This is a genomic window from Brevibacillus fluminis (assembly GCF_003710825.1).
In the GTDB taxonomy this organism is placed as follows: domain Bacteria; phylum Bacillota; class Bacilli; order Brevibacillales; family Brevibacillaceae; genus Brevibacillus_D; species Brevibacillus_D fluminis.
In genome coordinates, this window is record NZ_RHHQ01000033.1 from 1 (window position 1) to 23345 (window position 23345).

A 23345-nucleotide genomic window follows, 5' to 3' on the forward strand; every position below is an offset into this window, starting at 1 on the left:
GCGCCATCATTTTGACGGCAGCTTCGCTCAGCTTTTTGGGCCTTGGTGCGCAGGCGCCAACACCGGAATGGGGATTGATGATCAGCACCGGACGTAACTTTTTCCTGACCAGCTGGTGGTATGTCACGTTCCCAGGCCTGTTCATTTTGGTGACGGTCATGGCATTTAACTTTTTGGGTGACGGATTGCGGGATTATCTCGATCCGAAAACCAGAGACCAGTGAGAAGGGGGAGGACGAAATGAAGCAATTGCTGAACATGGAAGACGTCCAGGTGCGCATCAAGACGCACACCCAGGAGATCACGGCTCTGGATTTGGAGCATTTGACGCTTCATGAGGGTGAGTTGGTTGCGCTGGTCGGGGAAACCGGCTCTGGCAAATCGATGACAGCATCCTCGATTATGCAGCTGTTTCCGACGCAAAAGGCGTACATCGGCAGCGGGCGTATTGTGTTTGAAGGAACTGATCTGTTGACATGCTCGCGCAAGCAGCTTGACCACATTCGCGGCAAAGAGATCACGATGATTTTCCAGGACCCGATGAGCTCGCTCAACCCGGTGTTCCGTATCGGCGACCCGATTATCGATGTCATCCGCACGCATACCGGCGTTTCGACCAAAGAAGCGCGTGAACGCGCAATTCAGGCGCTGAAATTCGTTGGGCTGCCCGATCCAGCCCGGATGCTGAACCGCTATCCGCACGAGCTGAGCGGTGGGCAGCGGCAGCGCGTCATGATCGCGATGGCGATGGTGTGCGAGCCGAAGCTGCTGATCGCCGATGAGCCAACGACCGCCTTGGATGTAACGATTCAATCACAAATCCTTTATCTAATCGATAAGCTTAAGAAGGAAAAAGGCACGTCCGTGCTGTTCATCACGCACAATCTGGGTGTTGTCGCCAAGATGGCGGACCGCATCGCCGTCATGTATGCGGGGCGGATCGTGGAGACGGGTCGGACGCAGGACGTATTCCGCTCGCCGCGCCATCCGTACACACGCATGCTGCTGGACGCGATTCCGCGTATCAGTGAAGAGCGCGACCGACTGCCGGTAATCAGCGGACGGGTGCTGAGCCCGACGGAGGTAGGGGGCGGCTGCCGCTTTGCCAACCGTTGTCCGCGCGTGACCGACCAATGCGGACAAGCGGTGCCACCGCTTGCAACCGTCGGCGATTGGCATGAAGCAGCTTGTTTTGAACCGCTGGAAGAAGCGAGGTGAAAGGAAATCGATGACGACACCGATTTTGGAAGTGGAACAACTGAGCAAGTTTTTTACCGTTCGCACAGGCTGGCTGGGCGATAAGCAGACGGTGCATGCCGTCGATGATGTCAGCTTCTCGCTGCAACCCGGCGAATGCTTTGGTCTGGTCGGCGAGTCGGGCTGTGGCAAGAGCACCTTGTCCCGCACGCTGCTGCAGCTGTATCGCCCCACCGCGGGGACGGTTCGCTTTGAAGGACAAGACCTGTTTTCGATGGGCAAGCGGGAGGCGCGTGAAAACAGCAAGCATATCCAGATGGTGTTTCAGGACCCATTCTGGTCCATCAACCCGAAGATGAAGATCGGCGCCATCGTAGAGGAACCGCTCGTCACCCATACCAAGCTGTCCAAAGCGGAGCGTGAGGCGAAGGTCCGCGAGCTGCTTGAGCAGGTAGGACTGCCGGCCGATTTCGCCAAACGGTTCCCACACCAGCTAAGTGGTGGGCAACGGCAGCGCATCGGCATCGCGCGGGCGATCGCGCTTGATCCGCGCATGGTCATCCTCGATGAGCCGACATCGGCGCTCGACATGTCCGTGCAGGCGCAGATTCTCAATCTGCTGAAAGACCTGCAGGAGCAAAAAAACCTAACATATTTGCTTGTCTCCCATGATTTAAGCGTGATTAAACACATGTGCACCCGGATGGCGGTCATGTATCTGGGGCAAATCGTTGAAATGGGCGATGCGGCATCGATTTTCAATAATCCACTGCACCCGTATACACAGCTGCTGCTACAGTCGCTGCCGAGCATTGATGAAACCGAGTTTGCGCTCTCCTTTTTCGAAGGGGAGATGCCCAAGGCGGTGAATCCGCCAGCAGGCTGCCGTTTTGCTACGCGTTGTCCACATGGCATGGACACTTGTCAAACGACACCGCAGCAGCTGCTGGAAGTGAAGCCGGGACATTGGGTTCGCTGTGCCGTTGCTGCAATGCATCGATAAAATGCGCTCGCTGTCCGGAATTGGGGTAGGGAGCGTAACCGCGTCAGCCGCGATCGCTAGCCTCCCGAATTTTCCGCTTGTCGCAGCCTGTAAATTTTAATCGCGATTGATAGTTCTTCTAAAAAATCATTACTGGAGCATTTTGCGCCGATCAGTTCTTGGACTTTGGTTACTCTGTAGCGAATGGTGTTGTCATGGAGGAACAAGTCTTTTGATGTTTTGCGATAATCCCGGCCATTTTCAATAAAGCAAATCATGGTTTCCAACAGGTTCGGTTGGTTCGACTTTTTGTCAAATTCCAAAATGGGTCCGAGTATATCGATATAAAAGCTCTCCAACTCTCCATGTCCGTGAAACAGCTCTAACAATCGGACGATGCCGAGGTTGTCGTAATAAATCGTATGTGACTTTTTGATGTTTTTGGAATTCACCGCAGTGATCGCTTGATTAATGGCCGTTCCACAATCGAGCAGGTTGTTGGTGCGGCTCACCCCGATCACGCAATCGTCATAGTAGTCTGAAATCGTTTCGATCACATAATCGATTTTCTCTTGAGGCGATTGCGTCTTGGCGATCGCGTAGCTGATGATAAGCAAAAGACCGCCCTTGTATTCAAGTGCAGACATATAGGGATTGCGATTGATGGTGCCGAGAATGGCTGCATTCGATTTTGCTGACCGATTCGCAGGCTTACAGTAGATAACGGTGACATGACTTTTAAATTGGGGATTAATCTCCTGGATCATTTTCGCTTTTTGCCATTCATCCAGGTGACCACTGGTAAGAGCGGTAATTTTATTTTCCATGACGATCGTTTGCTGATCGAAGATGATTAATTGCATGATCCCGGAAATCATATCGGCATAGGGGACATATTTATCAACCATGATGACCGGAAACCTAGATTGGTCGCAAAAGTCTCGTATTTCATCAGGAATACCACTGACATATGCGTCAATCAGACATAAACCGCTTCCGCCTGTCCGTAATGATGTTTGTAAAAATTCGTACATGTCGGACGTGCTTTTTCCTGCAAAATAAAAGCTCGATAGAAAGAAATACCCATCAAATGAAAAAGCATGATCAATTTCAGAAGATGGGTTGTCTGAAATGGAGACGCCTTTAATGACATTATCCAATCCATTTGCGCCTGCAAGAATCCTCGCTTCTTTAAAGGGGGCGAGGGTTAAAGCGTCGTTAACCGTCACAGCCATGGATGATCCCTCGCAATGCTTTTTCTTTTTTGAACCTTTCGAAAATTGTACTATACGGTAATCCGTAACGTCTATGGAAAGGCGATGAGAAATCAAGCGTTGGATCAACTGTTTTCGCTCCCGATCCACCCCGTAAACACAGCACCGCCGGTCCTGCTACCATTGGAAGCAATGAGATCGCCGTTGTGCCCTCTCAAAATCCGACGGGCAATCGTAAGGCCGAGTCCGGTCCCTCCATTCTCAGGATTCCTCGAATCGTCCCCTCGGTAAAACGCCTTAAAAATGTGGGGCAATAGGTCCTCGGGAATTCCCGGACCGGTATCTTCAATCGTGAAGACGATTCGCGATGGTTCTTCATGCAGGCGTACCGTAATTGTACCGCCTGCTGGAGTATGACGGATCGCATTATCGAGCAGATTGCTAATCGCGCGACTTAACAAATGGGCGTCGCCTTGAAGATTTCGGCAACCAGCAGGAGCAGGCGCTTCGTACATCAACTCCGTTCCTTTTTCTTTGGCAACTGGTATGTAATCCGCCACGATATCAGAGAACAGCTCCCCGATATTTACGGGCTCCGGATGCAAAATTTGCTCCATATACGCCATCCTGCTGTAGGAAAAAAGATCGGACACCAGCCGCTCCAGTTGATCGGCCTTTTTGGTACAGATGGCAACATATTTCGCAGCATTCCCCGGGGTGTCTGCCACACTACGCTCCAGCCGCATGATAGATCCACGCAAAACAAATAACGGCGTTCGTAAGTCATGAGCAATCGAACTAATGAAGAAGCGCCGTTCTTCCTCCATTTCAGACTGCCGAAGCAACGATTCCCGCAAACCTTTACCCATGGCTTCAAAGGCGGACCGCACATCCGCCACCTCCAATACGGTTGACTGAGGAAGGTGAAAATCAAGATCGCCGCTGGCAATCCGTCTTGCGGCGACTCTCATTGCCTCTAAAGGTTTCACCACAACACGGCCCATCTGCCAGCCTATAAACAGGATGGCACTTAATCCGGCGATGAGAGCGAGCACGGTTGCGAGTCCGCTCTTTTTCTCCGGCGCGTAGAAAAGCGCATTCCCCAGAATTTTCCCATGTTCAACGATGCTGATCTGCCGATACGCGGAAGCTGTATTTGCTTCAGAAGAGATGGAATGATAGATTTCACGGTCCAATGAATCAAGCAGAACGACTCCCACCTGCGAAGAAGCGGTCATTTTCCCAAGAGATGCTTGCCAAACTGGATCATGCCAGTCTGTAACTTTCGTATTGCTGACTTTTTGAATGACGGCCTGTAATGCAGCCTGCTGCTTAGAATGATTGGAGTTCTCCAATACATAGCGATCGAAAATATTCGGAATTTCGTAGATCAAACGAGGGAGAAGGAGAACAATCAGCATTCCGATCGTCATCCATACGCGGATGCGGAGAGCTTTCATCTTCGCACCCCTTCGAATCGGTAGCCAACGCCCCAAACATTCGTAATATAGGCAGGTTTTCTCGGGTTTTCTTCGATTTTTTCGCGAATTCTACCGATTTGAACGATGACCGAGTGCTTGTCTCCGACTCCTTCCCAGAATCGCTGAAGAAGTTGCTCGTAGGTAAATACTTGACGCGGGTATGCCGCAAGCAGACTAAGAATCTCGAATTCCTTTGGCGTCATTGGTACCGGCAGGCCGTCTACTTTTGCTTCAAATGCTTTTGCATTCAGGACGAGTCTGCCAAAGTCAAGCTCAAGGGTAGGAGCGTTTTCCTTTCTACCGTACCGTCGGAGGACGGCTTTAATTCGGGCAATGACTTCCTCGGGTGTTGCCGATTTCACAATATAATCGTCGCCTCCCAAGCTGAGGCCCCTTATTTTATCGACATCCTCACCCCGTGCACTAAGAAAAAGGATGGGCGTATCCATTGATTTGCGAAGCTTTCGGCAAAACTCCAAGCCGCTCTGGCCAGGCATCATCACATCAAGCAGCAGGCAATCGATTCGGTTCCCATGGCGGTTCAACACATCCATCGCTTGTTCCGCGTTATACGCTTCAAATACTTCAAACTGTTCGTCCTCCAGATAATCCCGCATCATTTCCACGACTTCTTTATCATCGTCAACGACCAATACCGAACGGTTTCTGTACACGAGGTGCTCCCTCCTTACAAGATGTAACAGATTTGGCAACATTGTAGCATATTTGATTCCGGTCCTGTTCCGATTGATCGGAATGTTAGGGGTTGGTGACTGCTTTGTGACTATTTTGCACAGTCGTTTGTGAGAGGGTACCGCTATTGTGAGAATTGTTGGTCGTTCAAATCATGTGAGGGAGGTCAGATATGCAGGTCGGACGATTGCTTTATAAAGGGCTGGCATGGATTTTTTTAAGCTGCATTGTACTGCAAGTGTTCATTGCCGGCTTGGCGATTTTTTCCAACCCCGTAAACTGGGTATTGCATCAATCATTCGTCAAGATTTTTGCCTTTGTTCCATTAGTCATGTTTCTGCTGACGTTTATCGGCGGTATCAAGGGACGCGATCGGTGGATCAGTCTTGGGTTATTTTTGCTGATCGTGTTTCAGTTTTTGACGATTCAAGTATTCTCGTCGGTATTTGTACTTGCGTCGCTTCATCCAGTTATCGCCTTGCTGCTGTTTTGGGGCTCTGTCATAACGGTAAGAAACCATTCTGTAGGAAACTAAATTAGGGCTGGGAGGAATGTCCATGAAAAGGCATGTAGACGGAAAACTCACACTCGTGACCGGGGGGAGCGGAGGAATCGGGAGCGCGATCGCCATTCGCCTTGCATCGGAAGGAGCGAACGTCGCGGTCCACTATTTGCGGAATCGGGAAGGCGCCGATGAAACGGTTCGAGCCATTCGTGAGGCGGGAGGGCAGGCTGAAGCCTTCCAAGCCGATCTTTCCGATCTTGGGCAGATCGACTCGTTAGTAAAGCAAGTTCAATCGTCATTTGGCGCGTCGGTGGACATCTTGGTTAATAATGCGGGACAAATGAGCGGTCGTTCTTCCTTAACGGAGATGACGGAGGACTATTACGATCAAACGATGGCGATTAATTTCAAATCATGCGTGTTCGTAAGCAAAGCCGTCCTACCCGCTATGTTGGAAAAAGGAAGGGGACATATTGTCAATATTGCCTCACTTGCTGCCCACAACGGTGGCGGGTCGGGAATCGCGATCTATGCAGCGGCCAAAAATGCAATGCTCGCTTTTACTAAAAATATGGCAAAAGAATATGCCGATAAAGGAATTCGGGTGAATGCCATTTGTCCCGGTGTCATCGCCAATACTTCGAACGATCGATTCAAAACCGAAGAAATCCGCAAATCAATTATCGCCGGTATTCCCCTTCAACGCGAGGGGCTACCGGAAGATGTGGCAAACGGCGTGCTTTTTCTGGTATCCGATCTTTCCGCATTCATAACTGGTGAGACGCTGGAGATTAACGGCGGTATGTCTATGCGCTAGCCCGAAAAACAAACAGAAAGGAGATCGATTCACGATGGAATCTGCTTTGAATCCCCAATGGATCAAGCTTGTACAAAATCAGCACCCCGAGAAGCTGTTACCCTTTGCACGACATCTCGATGATAACGCTTTGGCGGCCATATACGGCATGGATGCGAATACTTACCTGACCATTAAAAGCCTGTTGGCTCAGCAGGTGAGAGACACTGCGCAGCAATTGCTGGAGGATCAGGAATTTGCCGATCGGGTCGACCATTTGCCGTTTAAGGCTGACCAAACGGTTATCGGTGTAGGCGAGAGCACCACAGACGACCTGCTTTCTTGGTTTGAGATCCTTCGCCATCTGCTGGAGCTGCAAAGGCCGCAGGACCGAATACGCCTGATCAATGAAGGAGTTTCTGGTCATACCTCAACACAAGTCCTTGGACGGTTCAGCGGCATAGCTGCAAGGCAGCCGGATTGGATTCTTTTCATGATCGGAAGCAACGATGCATTGCGCGTCGGTCCGGATTCAACCAAAACGCAAGTCAGCCTGGAGGAGACAGCTCGAAACGTAACAGAGATTCGGCGTATTGCCGCAACCCGGACAAAGTCGTGGCGGGTTTGGATGACCCCGCCGACCATCGACGAAGAACGAATGGCCGCATTTCCATTTTTTCAACAAGCACAGATAAGCTGGAGGAATGCCGACATCCTCGCGATCGGCGAAATGATCCGGCATTTGTCTGATCTGGTGATTGACGTGCAAACGCGATTCGGGAGACAGGCGCCAGCGGCATTCATAGGAATGGATGGAGTTCACCCGACAATCGCAGGGCATAAGGCGATTGTGACCCTGCTTGTCGAAGAGCTTACGGGAGGAAAAGCGGGTTGAAGGGATAGGTGGCAACTTTTCTTTCCATTTGGCAATAATTCGTTCCGTTTTCTTCCCGCTTAATCGTGAAACTCCTTATCAACTTCCAGTTTTACCCTCTGGCACACCTCATGCATGAATACGCTTTCAAAACGAATTCATGAGGTGATTCTTGCATGAATAACAACCCAACCATAAACACGCAGAAAAAACAGGGACGATCCACGACGGCGATCCATGCTGGCTATCATTCCGATCCGCAAACAGGCTCATTGGCCACACCCATTTATCAAACCTCGACGTTTGTTTTTTCCTCCACAGAAGAAGGGGCTAGGCGATTTGCCGGGGAAGAAGCGGGTTACATTTATTCGCGTCTGGGAAATCCGACGGTCACTGTCTTGGAAGAGAAGATCGCTGCCTTGGAAAAGGCAGAAGCTGGTCTTGCATTTGCATCGGGAATGGCAGCTGTTTCCGCTGTTCTCATGGCAATGGTGAAAACGGGCGACCATATCCTTGGGACGAAAGGTTTGTATGGCTGCACCTATGGACTGCTGAATCTAATGAAAGACCGCTTTCAAGTCGATTACTCCCTCTGCAACATGACCGATGAGGCTTCTATTCGTCAGATGCTTCGGCCAACGACTCGTGTGATTTATGTGGAAACGCCGATTAACCCGACCATGGAGTTAGTCGACTTGAAGCTGGTCGCAAAAATTGCCAAAGAGGTTGGCGCCTGTGTCGTAGTGGATAACACATTTATGTCGCCCTATTTACAGCGACCGATTGAGCAAGGATGTGACATTGTCATCCATAGCGCGACCAAGTTTATCGGTGGACATGGTGACGTCATTGCCGGTGTTGCTGCCGGTCCGAAAGCAATCATGGATACGATTCGCATGACCTCCCAGAAAGATATTGGGGGCATTCTGGCGCCATTTGATGCGTATTTGTTGATTCGCGGGCTAAAGACGCTCGGCGTGCGTATGGATCGTCATTGCGAAAACGGCCAAAAAGTGGCTGAATTTTTACACAAACATCCGAAAGTGGCAATCGTTCATTACCCCGGTTTGCCCCAGTTTCCCCAATACGAATTGGCCTGCAGGCAAATGGATGGCTTTGGGGGCTTGCTCGCTTTTGAGCTGAAAGGCGGCATGGAAGCGGGGATTCGCATGATGAACAATGTAAGCTTGTGTAAACGAGCCGTCAGCCTTGGTGATGTGGACTCACTCATACAGCACCCTGCTTCGATGACTCACTCGGTCATCCCTCCAGAAGAGCGAGAGAAGATGGGGATCTCGGATGGACTGATTCGCTTGTCCGTCGGGATCGAGGACGTGGAAGATATTTTGGATGATTTGGAAACAGCTCTTTCTTTTGCTTAATCTAGGCCAGCCCGTGTGTTTCGCACCGGGCTTTTTTTTGTCCCGTATACATGCAACCGCAATTCCGCCAAAAAGCTTGGCGCAGACAGGTTTTCTCATTATGATGAAAACAGAAGATAGAACGTGTGACGGGTGAGGTGGATTGCGTTGACGGGTACTACCTTGGAGATCAAAGGCATAAACCGGGTGGGAATTACCCATGAGGTAATCGCATGTCTTGCCGCCAACCAGCTTGACATCATCGGAATGGAAGTAAAGCCCCACTATATTTATGTGAAAATCCCCCCGGTATCTACGGAACAGATCAAGTCGATTATTGGTATGATCAAACAGGTGAAGGGTATCGAACGGGCAAAGACAATTCCTTCTCTCCCAGCAGAAGAGCGTGAAAATCGCATCCATACGATATTGACTACCGTTTCGGAAGGAATTCTCTTATTGGACGATCAGTTGCGCGTCACCACGATAAATCGGGCTGCCCAAGCGATGCTGAAGATGGAGCCTGCACAGCTTTTGCATGAGTCCATCGAAAAATTGTGGGGGGAATCAACGAGCGAGATTAAGCGGTGTCTGGACGAAGCGCTTGAACTGCCCAGCGTTCAAGTGAGTCTCTTGACAGGGCAAAAAAAACGCATGACCTACATCTGCAGCTACCATCCCATCATCCCCGCTGAAAACAGCGAGCGCCAAGGCGTCGTGGTTGTGCTTCGGGACAATAAGCAGATCCAGGAATTGCTGTCCACCGTTCAGCGAAACGATTGGTTTTCTTTTGATGAAATCGTTCAACAGAGCGACAATATGCGAAAGTGCATTGAGACCGCAAAACGAGTTGCCAAAAGCGAAGCAACCGTCTTTTTGCAGGGAGAGAGCGGGACAGGCAAAGAGCTGTTTGCCAGAGCGATTCATTTTGAAAGCAATCGTGCTGCCGGCCCTTTTGTCCCGATTAACTGTGCGGCCATTCCCGATGCCCTGTTGGAAAGCGAGCTCTTTGGGTATGAGCCGGGTGCGTTTACGGGGGCGTTAAAAGGAGGAAAGCAGGGACTGTTTGAAGTTGCCCAAAGCGGAACACTTTTTCTGGATGAAATCGGTGACATTCCTCTTCATTTGCAAGCAAAGCTCCTGCGAGTCTTAGAAGAGCGAAAAGTCCGCAGAGTGGGCGGGAGCAAAGCGCTGCCGATCGACGTAAGAATTATTGCAGCCACCAATCGAAATCTGGCTGACATGACGAGCAAAGGGCTCTTTCGCGAGGATTTATATTATCGCTTGCACGTCATTCCGATCGTCATTCCTCCGCTGCGCGAACGCAAAAGTGACATCCCGATGCTTGCTCAATTTTTCATCCAAAAAGTATGCCGAGCCACGAATCAACCAATGCTCTCCCTCGCTCATTCGGCCATTCGTGCCCTGCAAGCTCACAATTGGCCAGGTAACGTGCGCGAGCTGCAAAATGTGATGGAACGTACGGTGTATCTTTGTCCCGGCAATCCTGGCAATGAGATTCAAGCGCAGAACTTGTATGTGGATATGCAGCAGGATTCACCAGGGGAGGAATCACGATCTCCTCTGTCGTCATCCAAGCTGCTCAAAGAACAAATGGATGCGTATGAAAAAACCTTACTGATTCGTGCCTTGAAAGAGCATCCCTCGATTCGGCAAGCTGCGGCTTATTTAGGGATCAGCCATACGGCCGTCCTGCAAAAAATGAAAAAGCACGGGTTATGAAAGAAGAGGCGGGAACACGCCTCTTGAACCCGGAACAATGGGCAAAAGTGAATGCCTCTATTAGTGATTGGGAAGCCCTACGCTTGTTGCTCGCGGAAGGGATTCAGAAAGGTGAATTCATTGAAGTCAATACAATGCTCGCCATAAAGCTGATCGTAGATGCTACAAGTTCCGTATATGATCAACGTTTTTATATGGAGAATAAGATTACCTTGCAAGAAGCACTCACGACAATCGTAGACGTAATATTGTTCGGCTTAGTGAAAAATAAATCATAAAAAAGGTTCGGAACGGACAACTCTCTTATGAACCACAGAATAATCAATAGGTAAAAGAACCAGCTCCGGATCACACATGTGTCCGGAGCTGTTGCATTGTATCTGAAAAATAAGCAAGTGCAGGAAACCGCTGGCCAAGTGGATCTCATTTTGAAAGAGATGCAAATGCCGACGGGAGTTACGTATACCTTTGGCGGGATTTCGGAACAGGTGAAGCTATGTTTCTAACGCTTCTTGTAGTTTTTCTCCTAGCATACCAAAACCATCTCTTATCTGAAACTTTATCTTGCTAAACAAGTGCAATACTACCGTGCTAGCTGGCAAACTTGCGTTTTATGTTCTTGTGGTGTACAAATAAGAAAAATATAAATAAGGAGGTTATGGAGATGAATAATATTGACCGAGAAAACCAGTAGCGGTTTTCAAATTCCATTCGGCGCACTCTAAAATTTCTGAAAATTCACCGTATTCACTCTCCTTTCATCTAAGTTTCATGCCTGTTCTTCTCTGCAGGTAAGCTTTTTCAGTTACAAAAATAAGTTGCATTTCTTTACAGCTATCAAACAAATGTCTCCCTAGACGGAAAAAGTAGTTATGTAGTAATGCGGGAGAGGTTGTTACAAATATTTTACGACCATTCAAACTAGAAAAGGGGAAATCGATTTATGTTTAAAAACACACGTAACCGCACGGCGTATCTTACGTTTGTTTGCTTGTTAGTAATCTCTCTGATTGGCTGTAGCTCAGCTCCAACACCATCAAGCAATGAAGGAGGTAAGAGTAGCAGTTCAGAGCCACAAAAAGGCGGGACACTTACGATAGCAGAGACAGCGGAGCCTGATACCTTGGATGCACAGAAAACGTTTATGTCGCAAGGTGATTTTGTTTCAGGCTTCATGGGAGGATCACTTCTCACCTTTGATCCTCAAACAAATGAACTGAAACCCTATCTGGCTGAATCCTATACAATCTCCGAGGATGGGAAGACAGTAACATTTAAAATTCGTACGGGTGTGAAGTTTCACGACGGTACACCGTTAAATGCGGCAGCTTTCAAGGCAAGCTATGAACGCGCACTGGCAAAAGAAACGGCTTCACCTATAACGGCGTCAAATTTACCATCTGTAAAGTCCCTTTCTGCTCCTGATGACACAACTCTGATCTTTCATCTGGAAAAGCCGGCAGCTCCACTTCTTCCCCACTTGACGTACCAGGGGTATATGCAGCCTCTTTCCATGGAAGCAATCAAAAAGTTTGGAAAAGAGTATGGCAGAAATCCCGTGGGAGTCGGCCCCTGGAAGTTTGAAAGCTGGAAGACCGGCGAATCAGTTTCCATGGTACGGAACGAAGAATTTAACTGGGCACTTCCCTATGCGGAAAATAAGGGAGCTCCCAGACCTGACAAGCTTGTAATCAAGTTCATTAAAGACAACCAGACTATGCTGGCTGCATTGGATAGCGGAGCAGTCGACATAGCCACTGTACGGGGCAAAGATATAAAAAAATATAAGAACAACGACAAATTTACCGTCCTCGAGGGAACGGAACCTGTGATGAAATGCATTTCGATGAACGTAGAAAACGAGTTCCTGAAGGATGTTAATGTACGTAAAGCGATCAATCTGGCAATAAACAAGGAAGCACTTATTCAAGCTGATTTACAGGGTGAAGGGGTGCCTGTTTATGGTCCAATCCCTTCTATGATGTTTGGATACGATCCAGCAGTTGAACAATACGGGTATAAATACAGCGTAGAAGAAGCGAAAAAGATGCTGGAGGCGGCTGGATGGAAGGAAAATGCGCAGGGAATCAGAGAAAAAGGTGGAAAAACACTTAGTCTTTCCCTGATGATATCAGATGCGAAACCTGGCAATCAGTTAGTTCAGAGCATGTTAAAAGAAATTGGCATAGATGTGCAAATGAAAATGGTAGAAACTGCCGCTTTCTTCGAAGAAGAAATGAAAGGCACATACGATTTGGCAATGGATGAATACGGTGACGTTGACCCTGATATTCTATTTTTGATGATGCACTCCAGCCAAATTGGAGTAGTCAATCCAGGGCGAATTAACAATAAAGAGATTGATACCCTGTTAGAAAAGGGACGTATGACAAGGAACGAAGAGGATAGAAAGAAAATCTATACAGACATTCAGAAAGTAACTGTTGAGCAAGCCTTTATGGTCCCGCTTTATACATCAAAAGTATTCAAGGTCGTAAACAACCGTGTTCAAGGGGCAAAGCAAAATCCGATGGCTAAGTTATCCGTGTACGATATGTGGATTAAACAATAATTCACGAACGTCGTTGGTATGTAACTTCAAGTCCGTCTTTTTCTTTATTACTGTATTTTAAAAATGGAAAATAAAGGATGATGGAAATGAATACCCACAATTGGGCACAACCTTTTGAAGAATACGCTCAGAATCTTCTGATAAAATCCAAAACACCCGGAGCGATTGTCGCACTCGCCAAAGAAGGAGAACTTGTTTATTATCAAACATTTGGCTATAGCAATGTAGAAAACAAAACAGCAATGAAGTTGGACACCGTTTTTGGTCTGGCATCCGTTACCAAGTCGTTTGCCTGTGCAACCATTATGCATCTTCAGGAACAGGGGAAGCTATCTGTTCACGATCCAGTAGTGAAGTATTTGCCGGAATTTCGTACTCCTGATGAAGAGAAAACCAAAAAAATCACCATTCATCACTTGATGAATCATACGTCAGGACTGCCAGTGTCCTCAGCGCTTACATTTGCCTTAAAGCGAAGCATGGAAGCAGATCCCGATATGCACGAGCCTGGGCAGGAAGACATATTAAAAAAGCATCCTCCGATTGATACACACGAAGAATTGATGGCTTATATTGCGTCCCGGGATTTCGAAATGCTGGGTGAGCCAGGAACCCAGTACAATTATTCAAATGACGCCTATGGTTTACTTAGTGCAATCATTAACCGTGCCAGCGGAAAATCATTTGAAGGATATTTGAAAGAAAACATTCTAGATCCAGCGGGTATGTCCAACACTGTGTTTTATATTGAGGACCTGAAAGATCATACTGACATCACAACGCTCTACTCCTCTCGCGTTTCTGGCTCTGAAACGGAAGTGTTTCCAGCCCCTCTCTGGTGGAAACAGCCTGCGATGCTTGGCTCTGGCGCATTAAAATCTACAGTACGAGATTTATTGAGGTACTTGGAAATGTACCGTACTGGTGGAGTGGTCGGTACTCAGCGGATTCTTAGTTCCGCCAGTGTAGAGCAAATGACGACACCCTTTTTTCAAATCAACCTCTCTCAATTCTACGGTTATGGTCTAACCATAACGACTGAGTATCATGGAGCTACGATGATTGGTCATGGAGGAAATACAAAAGGTGTCAGCTCTCATATCTGTCTTATTCCAGAGCTGGGTATCACCGGGGTAGTGCTAACGAATATAATGGGTGCGCCGTCAGCAAAACTCATGTTTAGCGTCCTAAATGCGATTCAGGGGTTGCCGCTTGATACACCGCTTGTCCGTTACCCTGAACACGATTTGCCTATTGTGAATGCAGACCAATACGCAGGTGATTACGGCACGGAAGAAGAGGGTACCAGGTTGTCTATCAAAAATGAAAATGGCAAGCTCTTGTTAGTCTTTGGTGCTATTTCTGTACCGCTTCGTCATATAGGCGACAATATCTTCGTGGAAGAGAATATGCAGGTCATGGCTAGCTTCATCCGTAACAACGATGGACAAATTATCAGAATCAATTGTCTCAGCAGACAACTGACCCGAATTAGGTAAATGTAGGAAAAAGGTAACAGGCAGCCCTTCATCCTTTTGATAAAGGGCAACCGCTTTTTCGGTTAAACGATCAAACTTGCCGTTGCATTCTCCTTGCCAAAAGATAATCTTAGAGGAGCGAAAAGTCCGTAGAGTGGGCATGGAATCAACCGATGCTCTCCCTGGCTCATTCGGCCATCCTGCAAAAAATGAAAAAGCACAGGGTATGAAAGAAGAGGCGGAAAACCGCCTCTTAAGGGTGCTTGCTTCACCATTTATACCTTGTTTCTATTTCGAGGAAGTCCACTTCATTTCTTCCGCCAATTTCAGCATTTCCTCGAGCTTCAGATCGGGATGTGTCATGAGCAGGGAATAACGCATTCCTTTTTCGTCCCAAATGAGGGAACGAATTTGTTCCTCGTAATAACCTTCGATCCCGCGCACTTTCACTGTTTGTGCTTCGGGGAAGGAGGAGGCATCCTTGGGTGTCGGAAAAATACTAATGCTGAAATAAGGAACCTGATTTTTGGTATAGGTCAGGGTAAGTTCTTTTCGATTGAATTCTCCTTTCAGGTCCATCAGCTCGGTATCGGCTAAAGTCAGTTTTGGCAAATCCCAATATAAGAAAGGCAATCCCAGCTCTGTTTGCGCCTGTTCCAATGTCACTTTCTTGGAAGGATTCGCATCCTGTAAGGGAGTAATCTTTACGTTTTTCGGCAGATCCAGTTGGAACGTTTTGTCAGTAAAAACCGGTGACGAATCATACTTGGTATAAAGAAACTCGGTTCTTGTGTTGCCGCTTTCCATGGTTCCTTTTAAAATTTGCCATGTTTTTTCTTCAATCCAGAACTCGGATTCACCAAACAATGTTTTCTTTTCTTTCGGTACAGCCTTGAGATGAATGGTGTTGAAACCTAGCATGTTTTCATTGCCGACCACATCAACCTGATGAGTTCCTTTTACTTTTTCCAAAATCGTTTTTAACTGGTCTTTTTGGGACGGCATGCCATCTTGAATATCTGCAGATACATCCATTGTGTAAGCGGTATCGCTCCCATCCTGGTACATTGTAATCTGCTTTCCATCTGAAACGGTGCGTGTTACTTTGTCATTTGTTTTCAGCTCAATCCGCCTTTTTCCCCCATTGGTGTCGTACCATTCTTGAATCACGGAATCATCTGTGAGATTCTTGCCTTCATACGTACGGATATGACCCTCTGCGGCGTACGAGGCAATTTGTTTTCGCGCTTCCAGCGTCTTTGAGACAATCTCATCCGTGGATACGGTTTGGTTCTCTTCACATCCCGAAGCCATTACCCCGAACAATAAACAGCTGCCAAGCAAAATCTTCTTCATATTCATGCAAATCATCCTTTCATTATTGGGAGATAGCAGGCTACCAGCGTACCGTAGCCATTTGCTGACCAGATCCGTATATCTCCTTGATGCCTGTCCATGATCATTTTGGCAATACTCAAACCAAGTCCAGAACCTCTAGCACCCGCTTTCGTTCGCGCCGGGTCTGCTTGGAAAAATGGCTCAAAAAGACGGTCTTGCTGCTGCAGCGGAATGGCTTCCCCTACGTTTTGAACGAGCAGAATGACTCCATCGCGCCGCCATTCCGTTACCGCTTGTTGAAAGGGAGGAAAGACCCAATCTGGAAGGGGGCATTCCGCTGAAAGTGCAGCAAGCCAAATCGACTCTTCTCCAAGGGTAAATCGAATGGCATTGCTCATCAGATTGTCAACCAGTCGCAGCATCTGTTGTACATCGACCTGGTATTCGCTGGTTACAGCCACGAATGTCGTCAATTGAAATCGATGCTGTTTGCAAAGCTCGTCATAGCCGGAGAGGAGCATGTCAAAAAATTCGCCACCATCTACGCGAACCATATTCGTCGATTGCTGGGAAGAGCGTAGCGTCGTATACATCGTCAAATCATCCAGAATTTGCTGCATGTAGTCGATTTTACTGAACAAAATGGCAACATACTCGTCTCGTTCCTGAGGGGATACCCCCTTATGGGTAGCGAGTGACTCTGCGTAGGCACGAATGGAAGTTAATGGCGTTTTTAAATCGTGCGACAGTGAAGCGATCATATACTCTTTCTCTTGCTGGGTAGTTGCTAATTCCAGTCTGCCAATGTCGATTAGCTCCCGCATTTTCTCGAAATGAACAAGCAGCTCGCTTATTTCGTCTTTTCCATGGTGTTGAAGGGATGGGACTGGTTTGTCATGGGCAAAAGCCGTCATTTGTTTCATCAAAAAAGCGATCGGGCGATTTAATTTCCGATTTAACAAAAAGACAACCGACAAATAGAGCAGGATAAAAAAGAGAATGAGAGAACTGATCAACCAAAATGTCCGCACTTGAACGCCCTCGATCCATTCCGCGCGGGCAAGCGTAATTTCGTAAATTCCGACCATCCGGTTGTTTGTAAAAACAGGTTTTTTCAACGAATATGTGCGGTTTGTCTTACGCATCTCGTATAAGTGACCCAGTAAAAAATCAGTTTGCACCCGTGTGAGCGAGGGGAGAATCCCATCTTCAGTTGATGAAAACAGCGTGATCCCGTCAGCGTTGTATAACGTGATTTTGACCGATTCGCCGGCGAAGGAACGAATGTCACGATACCGTTCCGAAGGCTGAATCTGATAAAGAGAAGGGTCCTGCAGCTTTTGTTCGATGCTAGACATCTTATTACTGACTTCAAAATACTCCAGGAAATCTCGACGCTCATCAAAAGCGCTGATGAGCAAGTAAAGAGAGCAAACCGCTGCGAGAGGTAAAAGCATGACAACAAGATAGGTAATCATCAGCCAGCGCTTAATTTTCATGACACTTGCTCGCCAACGAAGCGATAGCCGATTCCCCAAACCGTTTGAATGAAAGAGGACTGACGCATCGTATCCTTTAGCTTGTCGCGGAGGCTTTTTACATGGACGGTCACCGTATTGTTACCATTCGTGTCGGGCTGCTGCCAGATGTGTTCGTACAACTCTTTCTTTGAAAAGGTTCGATTCGGATGGCTCGCGAGCAAGAACAGCAATGCAGATTCTTTGGATGTCAATGCCACTTCTTCTCCGTTTACATACGCGACACGCACTTCGAAATCGATCGTTAGCCCTTGTTTGTACTCGCTTCGTTTACCGTTGTCAGGTTTGTTTTGATACCGACGAAAGCGACGGAGATGAGACGATATGCGAGCAGACAACTCCGTCAGACTGAAAGGTTTTGTCAAATAATCGTCCGCACCGAGTTCAAGGCCCCTAACCTTGCTTTCATCCTCATGCTTTGCACTCATGATCAGCAGTGGAACTTCACTGATCAGACGAATGTTTTTGCAGAGCGTGAAGCCGTCCATTTCGGGAAGCATGAGATCCACGATGACCAGATCGAACGAATCGGTTTGAAAATCTGCCCATCCTTCCATTCCCGTTGTTGACCACGTTACGCCATACTCCTCCCTCCGCAAATGATCGCGTACGATTCGCGCGATTTCAGGATCGTCTTCTACCAGTAAAATTTGAGCCGTTGTAAGCATGAACCATTTCCTCTCCTCGGTTTTTATTATAAAAGCCACCTGCGGCATTTCTTTTGACTTAAGAAATTCTTTATTTTCGATGTAAGCTGCTTTGTATGAAGTTCCAGCTTTTTACCAAGTGAAAGTCTACCATCTTTGAACACCTGATACAAAAGATATCAAAATGAAAAATCCTCGCGATCTGTGCAGATGCGAGGATTTTTGTTGGAAGTTATGCCAGAGGCGGGAAACTCGATTACGTTCAATGGCAAAGTGGAAAAAAGCGTCACAGGGTGCGTTGTTTAGCTGATTTGAAAACGGCCTTCTTTAAAATGAATCGTCGATCAATCATAAAGGCTACCATCCAAGCGACGAAACATGCCAGAAGCATATAGCCGTAGGTTGCAAGCGGAAACGGGCTGCCTTCAAGATGGATGTTATCCGAACGGTATTCGAATCGCTTCACACCGTGCGCGGCAGTCAGCAGGTCATCTTGTTTGGCCAAGTCCTCCAACGGCGCCTCAAAAACATAGCGGATTGGCGCATCGCTGTGAATCAGCAGGGTCTCACCCGCATGGCCTTTTTCGCTCCATAGCTTGAGATCTTCCGCTGCAAGTGTTTTTGCATCACCGCCTGGCACGATCATTTTATCCAAACGGGGAGCGCTGGCGATTGAATGCCTTGCAACTACCGTGAGATGATGTTTCGTGACGACAGGTTCCTCCGAGCTCGAAATGGTTAAAATCTGTGTCGTTCCTGTATCTGCGTAGGAATCAAAAATCGAGGACAAAGCCAGTTCATCCATGTCTTGATAGAGCATGACACCCATTTGCGTCTTATTCCAGTGGAATGCGCTATTCAGGATGTATGTCGCAAATTTCACGTCCACATAAAACGGATCGACCTTTGGATTCGCAACAAAGTGGTAAGAAGGATAGCTGATTTCTTTCGCTATTTTTGCCGCAACGGGTTCACCAAGTTTCTGGGAAATTAGATGGAGAACGGCATCGAACCCGGCGCTTTGACCGGCTGAAGTTAACGTGTTGCCCTCATGCACGTACCGGACGTCTTCCTTCCAGTGGGTATCGGTATACAGCTTTCGTAAATCTGGGATTGCTTGCCAGTGTGAGGTGGCTGATTTCCCTTGTAATAAGCCGGCATCGGCAAGATTTCCTGATCCGCCACAGATGCTCAAGAACGTCGTCGTCTGGCTGTTTGCATGCTGCTGAATCCACTTGCGGGTGGGTAGATATTTCGCTTCATCGATGATCGGCATGAATGGAACCACGATAATGTCAGGACTTTTCCCTACGATCTGATCCAATTCTTGATAGGTGTAATGCGGCATCACATCGAGCCCGCCGGATAACGACTTCACCTTATGATCCGGGGCAACGGCGTATACGTTGTATGCATCCGTCATCGAAAAAAGCGTATAGGGAATGAGAAAATCGAAATCTTCAGTGGGGAGCGTCGTATCCGCTAATACGACGGCCACCGTGGGCTTCGTCGGATCATAAGGAGGGGCTTCTACTGCTGGGAAGGATGGAACGGGCTCATGGCGGACATTTAAATAAAAATCTTTCTGCGTACGCATTAAGCCATAATACCCAAGCCCTCCTACAATCAAAAGCAAACTCACTACATAAACAGTGAAACGTAATAAAAACTTCTTCATTTTTTTTCCTCCTCGAAACGTGCTTCTGTAAACTAGGATAAAACCGAAATAGCCTTGTTACCGCGCAAACGATGCACAGCCCACCGCAAATTTTTGCGGTCTGCGCGCAACTTGCAGCTCAAAGCAGAGGAGAATGACATAATTTGCGGGTGTTCCGCATTTATTTGCGTGGTAAAACGGGCGAACTCTTTTATAATGGGCTCAAGCGCTTGGTGAAACCGACAAGCAAAGCGGGGAAAAGGAGAAGATGGGTGCGATGGGCGAAGGAATCGCGAAAAGGGACGTGTACGACGACAAGGCTGAAATGTTCCGAATTGTCGCAGAAAATACTTCGGACACGATTGTCGTCGTCGATAACAGGGGGATCGTTCGTTATGTTTCACCGTCATACGAGTCGCTTACAGGGGGCAGTGTAGAGGAGTATCTTGGGAAGGATGCTTTCGAGGTCGTTCCTCCTGAAGAGAGGGAGCACGTTCGAGCATCACTTACCCTTGCCGTACAAACAAAAACACCGGTGGATGTGGAGTATCATGTCTACCATGCTCACGGCTATTTGATTGACGTTGAAGCCCGTGTCAAACCGGTTTTGGATGCAGAAGACAACGTCCAATATGTTGTCGCTGTCGCCAGGGATGTGACCAAACGGAAAACGGCAGAACAATTGTTGGGGAAAATATTGGAAAATGTAAACGCCGCGGTTTGGGCAACCGACAAAGATTTTACCCATTACATCTACTGTTCTGACACCATGGAAAAGCTTGGCGGAATTCCGAAAGAGGAGCTTTGGAACAATCCGATCCGTGCACATGATCATATCCACCCGGATGATAACGAAATTCTCATGGGAGAAGTAAAACGTAAGCTGGACATGGGGATACCGTCTCGCGTTGACTTTCGCTGGAACCACTATGTTGGAGAAACAAGATGGGGGCAGATGATCGTCCATCCTTATCGGGACAAGACTGGTATAAGTGAACGGATCGACGGAATCATCCTCGATATAACCGATAAAAAGCGGGCCGAGATGGCATTGGAAGAAAGCGAGCAACGTTATAAATCATTGTTTGAAAATAATTTGGATGGCGTTTTTTCGATCGAATTGAAGCATTTTTACTTTATCAATGCCAACCGCTCCTTTGAAAAAATTGCCGGAATCAAGCTCCATGAGCTGACGGATCGGTGCTTTATCGGTTTGATTTTTGACGAAGATCACGGAGCGGTGTATGAGACGCTTCTGGAAGTCATGCAGCACGGGCAACCGCGAGATATTGAATGCAGGCTTGCCAATATGCAGCAGGGAGAGAGGATTGTCAGCATCACGTTTGTTCCGATCTTTTTGGCTGGAGAACTGAATGGCATTCATGGAATCATCAAAGATATTACCAAACGCAAGCGTGAGGAGCGGGAGTTAATCAAGAGTGAAGAACGATCCAAATTTCTACAGCAGAGCTTAAATCGATTTTCGAACGACCTGGCTAATGTCATGAAAGTCTCGGAGTTGGAAAACCGGTTGCTAGATGAGGTTAGGACTGTTCTGCAAGTGCCCAATGCTTCGATTGAAGAGGTGCCAAAGGGCCAGGAGCTCGAACAGACAAGCGCGAATCACATTCTGGTGAAAATTGGCGAGAAGCAGCACCCTGTGTATTTGCGGGTCGAAATGGACAAACAGCTGCTCAAAATTGAAGAAGAATGGTTGGAGACAGCCGTTCATTATGTAACGATTCTTTATGATAATCTACACCGGATCGAAGACCTGATGAAGCGTCTGGAGGTTTTGGTAGCCTCGAATGAAACACCAAAATGGATGCTAAGGCTCCTGTTCAAGCTGTCGGAAAAGGAGCGCTCCTCACTCTCCAGCGATTTGCATGACTCGGTTTTGCAAGATTTAATCATCTGGTATCGAAAGCTAGAATCACTTCGGTCATCCACTCCCTTTGAAATAGAAATAGAGCGTGAATTGAGCGAAATTGAAGAGGGGCTTTTGGATGCGATTCATCAGATCCGCATCACGTGCAATGAGCTGCGGCCGCCATTCCTGCTGAAAATGGGGCTGGTTGAATCGTTGAAAAGCTTATTTTCCTATACGCGCATGTTTGCGAATTACGAGATTGACTTTTCGGCTCAGGAGCTGGATTGCCTGCTGGATGAAGAGCAGATTCTCGGGGTTTATCGGATTGTACAGGAGCTATTAAACAATGCTTCTAAACACTCCAGGGCGACAAAGATAACGATGGCATTGGCGAGAATCGATGATCATCTTCATTTTTCCTATTCCGATGATGGGGTAGGGGTTGACTTATCTGCGCTGGAAGGCTCGTTTCAGCATATGGGGATTGCAGGGATCGAGAAAAGGGTGCTCAGTTTGGAAGGGAAAGTCAGGTTTGAGTCTGCCCCTGAACGAGGTTTTCATGTACACATACATTTTCCTAAAAATCAAGCGGAAAGGTGAGCGGGATGGAGGTATTACTTGTAGACGATCATCGGTCGGTAGTTGAAGGAACCAAAATGCTGATCGAATCAGAGCCTGACATCAATGTCACGGTTGAAACGGATGTTTATTGCGTATTGGATTTGGTACGGCTGAAGAAATTTGATGTCATTCTTTTCGATTTATATATGCCACACATGAATGGTGCCGATTTGACGCGAAAAGTACTCGATTATGTGCCAGATGCAGTCATTTTGATTTATTCGGGTTTTGAAATTGCGCCACATTTCAATTTGCTCATGGAATCGGGCGTGTCCGGTTTTATTTCCAAAACATCCACCCGGGAGGAACTGATTCAATCGATCCGCTGCGCGGCAAGGAAACAAGCCATCATCCCGATGCGCCTGCTCAGGCAGCTGAGGCGTCAGGAGGTCATCGTGCAGGGGGAAACGGATCATGAACCAACAACGATCACCCAGGAGGAAGATCGACTTCTCCGCGAGTTAGCGAAAGGGAAAAGCAACAAAGAGATATCCAAAACGCTCATGATCAGCCAGCGATCGTTGGAATATAATTTGACGGAGCTGTTTCAGAAGCTGCATGTCAGTTCACGAGTCGATTTGATCAAAAGAGCGAAAAGCTTGGGGATCCTCCCTACGGAGGACTTATATTGACAGGAATGGGGCCGGTATATGCTGGCCTCTTTCTTTTTTTAGCCAAAGATGCTTTGCGTGATGACCGCAAATTTTTGCGGAAGGGTGTTCATCCTTTGCGCGTTGGCTGGCGTCGTCCTCTTGTAAGATGGTCTCATCGGATAACG

Annotated in this window: 21 protein-coding genes; 14 read left to right on the forward strand and 7 right to left on the reverse strand. The window is 47.6% G+C overall.

What is annotated here, in order from left to right; all coding sequences use genetic code 11:
- The 3 genes from EDM56_RS30385 to EDM56_RS30395 form a co-directional block, all read left to right on the forward strand.
- Positions 1-224: ABC transporter permease subunit (locus EDM56_RS30385; RefSeq protein ID WP_122921281.1), on the forward strand; the 224-nt coding region annotated here is incomplete at its 5' end.
- 16 nt (positions 225-240) lie between these two features.
- Positions 241-1218 carry an ABC transporter ATP-binding protein gene (locus EDM56_RS30390; RefSeq protein ID WP_122921680.1) on the forward strand — a complete coding sequence of 326 codons (978 nt, stop codon included), beginning with the start codon at positions 241-243 and terminating at the stop codon, positions 1216-1218.
- Positions 1219-1228: 10 nt separating this feature from the next.
- Complete coding sequence (locus EDM56_RS30395) at positions 1229-2200, forward strand: ABC transporter ATP-binding protein (protein ID WP_122921681.1); 972 nt, start codon at positions 1229-1231, stop codon at positions 2198-2200.
- 56 nt (positions 2201-2256) lie between these two features.
- Here EDM56_RS30395 and EDM56_RS30400 read toward each other — a convergent pair whose 3' ends face one another.
- Genes EDM56_RS30400 through EDM56_RS30410 form a run of 3 tightly spaced genes read right to left on the reverse strand, consistent with a single transcriptional unit; the run spans position 2257 to position 5548 of the window.
- A complete protein-coding gene (locus tag EDM56_RS30400) occupies positions 2257-3522 on the reverse strand; it encodes a PucR family transcriptional regulator (protein WP_122921682.1) in 1266 nt (421 codons plus the stop codon).
- On the reverse strand, positions 3519-4853 hold the full coding sequence (locus tag EDM56_RS30405) for a sensor histidine kinase (protein WP_122921683.1): 1335 nt from the start codon (positions 4851-4853) through the stop codon (positions 3519-3521). Before EDM56_RS30405 ends, EDM56_RS30400 begins: the two co-directional genes overlap by 4 nt.
- Positions 4850-5548, reverse strand: a complete 699-nt coding sequence (locus tag EDM56_RS30410; RefSeq protein WP_122921684.1) for a response regulator transcription factor — start codon at positions 5546-5548, stop codon at positions 4850-4852. Before EDM56_RS30410 ends, EDM56_RS30405 begins: the two co-directional genes overlap by 4 nt.
- A 191-nt stretch (positions 5549-5739) precedes the next feature.
- Between EDM56_RS30410 and EDM56_RS30415 the strand changes: the two genes are divergently transcribed.
- The 9 genes from EDM56_RS30415 to EDM56_RS30450 all read left to right on the forward strand — a co-directional run bounded on the left by EDM56_RS30415 (position 5740) and on the right by EDM56_RS30450 (position 14917).
- A complete protein-coding gene (locus tag EDM56_RS30415; protein WP_122921685.1) occupies positions 5740-6102 on the forward strand; it encodes a DUF6220 domain-containing protein in 363 nt (120 codons plus the stop codon).
- Positions 6103-6124: 22 nt separating this feature from the next.
- Positions 6125-6889, forward strand: coding sequence for an SDR family NAD(P)-dependent oxidoreductase (locus EDM56_RS30420; protein ID WP_122921686.1), 765 nt, complete (start codon positions 6125-6127; stop codon positions 6887-6889).
- Positions 6890-6923: 34 nt separating this feature from the next.
- Complete coding sequence (locus EDM56_RS30425; RefSeq protein WP_122921687.1) at positions 6924-7763, forward strand: SGNH/GDSL hydrolase family protein; 840 nt, start codon at positions 6924-6926, stop codon at positions 7761-7763.
- A 155-nt stretch (positions 7764-7918) separates the two neighbouring features.
- Positions 7919-9124 carry a methionine gamma-lyase gene (gene megL / locus EDM56_RS30430; protein WP_183192653.1) on the forward strand — a complete coding sequence of 402 codons (1206 nt, stop codon included), beginning with the start codon at positions 7919-7921 and terminating at the stop codon, positions 9122-9124.
- A 147-nt stretch (positions 9125-9271) separates the two neighbouring features.
- Positions 9272-10846, forward strand: coding sequence for a sigma 54-interacting transcriptional regulator (locus EDM56_RS30435; RefSeq protein WP_122921688.1), 1575 nt, complete (start codon positions 9272-9274; stop codon positions 10844-10846).
- The gene (locus tag EDM56_RS30440; protein WP_122921689.1) at positions 10843-11124 is read left to right on the forward strand and encodes a hypothetical protein; all 282 of its coding nucleotides are present in this window, start codon (positions 10843-10845) and stop codon (positions 11122-11124) included. Before EDM56_RS30435 ends, EDM56_RS30440 begins: the two co-directional genes overlap by 4 nt.
- 96 nt (positions 11125-11220) lie before the next feature.
- On the forward strand, positions 11221-11352 hold the full coding sequence (locus EDM56_RS31715; protein ID WP_148040435.1) for an efflux RND transporter permease subunit: 132 nt from the start codon (positions 11221-11223) through the stop codon (positions 11350-11352).
- 437 nt (positions 11353-11789) lie between these two features.
- Positions 11790-13418 carry an ABC transporter substrate-binding protein gene (locus EDM56_RS30445; protein ID WP_122921690.1) on the forward strand — a complete coding sequence of 543 codons (1629 nt, stop codon included), beginning with the start codon at positions 11790-11792 and terminating at the stop codon, positions 13416-13418.
- 86 nt (positions 13419-13504) lie between these two features.
- Positions 13505-14917, forward strand: a complete 1413-nt coding sequence (locus EDM56_RS30450; RefSeq protein ID WP_183192654.1) for a serine hydrolase domain-containing protein — start codon at positions 13505-13507, stop codon at positions 14915-14917.
- 267 nt (positions 14918-15184) lie between these two features.
- Here the strand turns inward: EDM56_RS30450 and EDM56_RS30455 are convergent, their stop codons facing one another.
- The 4 genes from EDM56_RS30455 to EDM56_RS30470 all read right to left on the reverse strand — a co-directional run bounded on the left by EDM56_RS30455 (position 15185) and on the right by EDM56_RS30470 (position 20097).
- Entirely contained in the window at positions 15185-16258 is a 1074-nt protein-coding gene (locus EDM56_RS30455) for a LolA family protein (protein ID WP_122921692.1), read from the reverse strand.
- Positions 16259-16263: 5 nt separating this feature from the next.
- Positions 16264-17733, reverse strand: a complete 1470-nt coding sequence (locus tag EDM56_RS30460) for an ATP-binding protein (RefSeq protein ID WP_122921693.1) — start codon at positions 17731-17733, stop codon at positions 16264-16266.
- Positions 17730-18440: a response regulator transcription factor gene (locus tag EDM56_RS30465; RefSeq protein ID WP_122921694.1), complete on the reverse strand. Its 711-nt coding sequence runs from the start codon at positions 18438-18440 to the stop codon at positions 17730-17732. The genes EDM56_RS30460 and EDM56_RS30465 overlap by 4 nt, the downstream gene beginning before the upstream one ends.
- Positions 18441-18705: 265 nt before the next feature.
- Complete coding sequence (locus tag EDM56_RS30470; protein ID WP_122921695.1) at positions 18706-20097, reverse strand: DJ-1/PfpI family protein; 1392 nt, start codon at positions 20095-20097, stop codon at positions 18706-18708.
- A 256-nt stretch (positions 20098-20353) separates the two neighbouring features.
- On the opposite strand from EDM56_RS30470, the gene EDM56_RS30475 reads away from it, so the two are divergent.
- Both EDM56_RS30475 and EDM56_RS30480 read left to right on the forward strand, forming a co-directional pair.
- The gene (locus EDM56_RS30475) at positions 20354-22546 is read left to right on the forward strand and encodes a sensor histidine kinase (protein WP_246009593.1); all 2193 of its coding nucleotides are present in this window, start codon (positions 20354-20356) and stop codon (positions 22544-22546) included.
- Between the two features lie 5 nt (positions 22547-22551).
- Positions 22552-23199 carry a response regulator transcription factor gene (locus EDM56_RS30480; RefSeq protein ID WP_122921697.1) on the forward strand — a complete coding sequence of 216 codons (648 nt, stop codon included), beginning with the start codon at positions 22552-22554 and terminating at the stop codon, positions 23197-23199.
- Positions 23200-23345 lie beyond the last annotated feature (146 nt).

What these genes read in the sequence shown, in the direction of transcription:
- EDM56_RS30420 (WP_122921686.1), top strand. Translation starts at nt 6,125, where the DNA reads ATGAAAAGGCATGTAGACGGAAAACTCACACTCGTGACCGGGGGGAGC.
- EDM56_RS30480 (WP_122921697.1), top strand. Translation starts at nt 22,552, where the DNA reads ATGGAGGTATTACTTGTAGACGATCATCGGTCGGTAGTTGAAGGAACC.
- EDM56_RS30465 (WP_122921694.1), bottom strand. Translation starts at nt 18,440, where the DNA reads ATGCTTACAACGGCTCAAATTTTACTGGTAGAAGACGATCCTGAAATC.
- EDM56_RS30425 (WP_122921687.1), top strand. Translation starts at nt 6,924, where the DNA reads ATGGAATCTGCTTTGAATCCCCAATGGATCAAGCTTGTACAAAATCAG.
- megL (WP_183192653.1), top strand. Translation starts at nt 7,919, where the DNA reads ATGAATAACAACCCAACCATAAACACGCAGAAAAAACAGGGACGATCC.
- EDM56_RS30390 (WP_122921680.1), top strand. Translation starts at nt 241, where the DNA reads ATGAAGCAATTGCTGAACATGGAAGACGTCCAGGTGCGCATCAAGACG.
- EDM56_RS30415 (WP_122921685.1), top strand. Translation starts at nt 5,740, where the DNA reads ATGCAGGTCGGACGATTGCTTTATAAAGGGCTGGCATGGATTTTTTTA.
- EDM56_RS30475 (WP_246009593.1), top strand. Translation starts at nt 20,354, where the DNA reads ATGGGCGAAGGAATCGCGAAAAGGGACGTGTACGACGACAAGGCTGAA.
- EDM56_RS30405 (WP_122921683.1), bottom strand. Translation starts at nt 4,853, where the DNA reads ATGAAAGCTCTCCGCATCCGCGTATGGATGACGATCGGAATGCTGATT.
- EDM56_RS30440 (WP_122921689.1), top strand. Translation starts at nt 10,843, where the DNA reads ATGAAAGAAGAGGCGGGAACACGCCTCTTGAACCCGGAACAATGGGCA.
- EDM56_RS30455 (WP_122921692.1), bottom strand. Translation starts at nt 16,258, where the DNA reads ATGAATATGAAGAAGATTTTGCTTGGCAGCTGTTTATTGTTCGGGGTA.
- EDM56_RS30445 (WP_122921690.1), top strand. Translation starts at nt 11,790, where the DNA reads ATGTTTAAAAACACACGTAACCGCACGGCGTATCTTACGTTTGTTTGC.
- EDM56_RS30450 (WP_183192654.1), top strand. Translation starts at nt 13,505, where the DNA reads ATGAATACCCACAATTGGGCACAACCTTTTGAAGAATACGCTCAGAAT.
- EDM56_RS30470 (WP_122921695.1), bottom strand. Translation starts at nt 20,097, where the DNA reads ATGAAGAAGTTTTTATTACGTTTCACTGTTTATGTAGTGAGTTTGCTT.
- EDM56_RS30395 (WP_122921681.1), top strand. Translation starts at nt 1,229, where the DNA reads ATGACGACACCGATTTTGGAAGTGGAACAACTGAGCAAGTTTTTTACC.
- EDM56_RS30460 (WP_122921693.1), bottom strand. Translation starts at nt 17,733, where the DNA reads ATGAAAATTAAGCGCTGGCTGATGATTACCTATCTTGTTGTCATGCTT.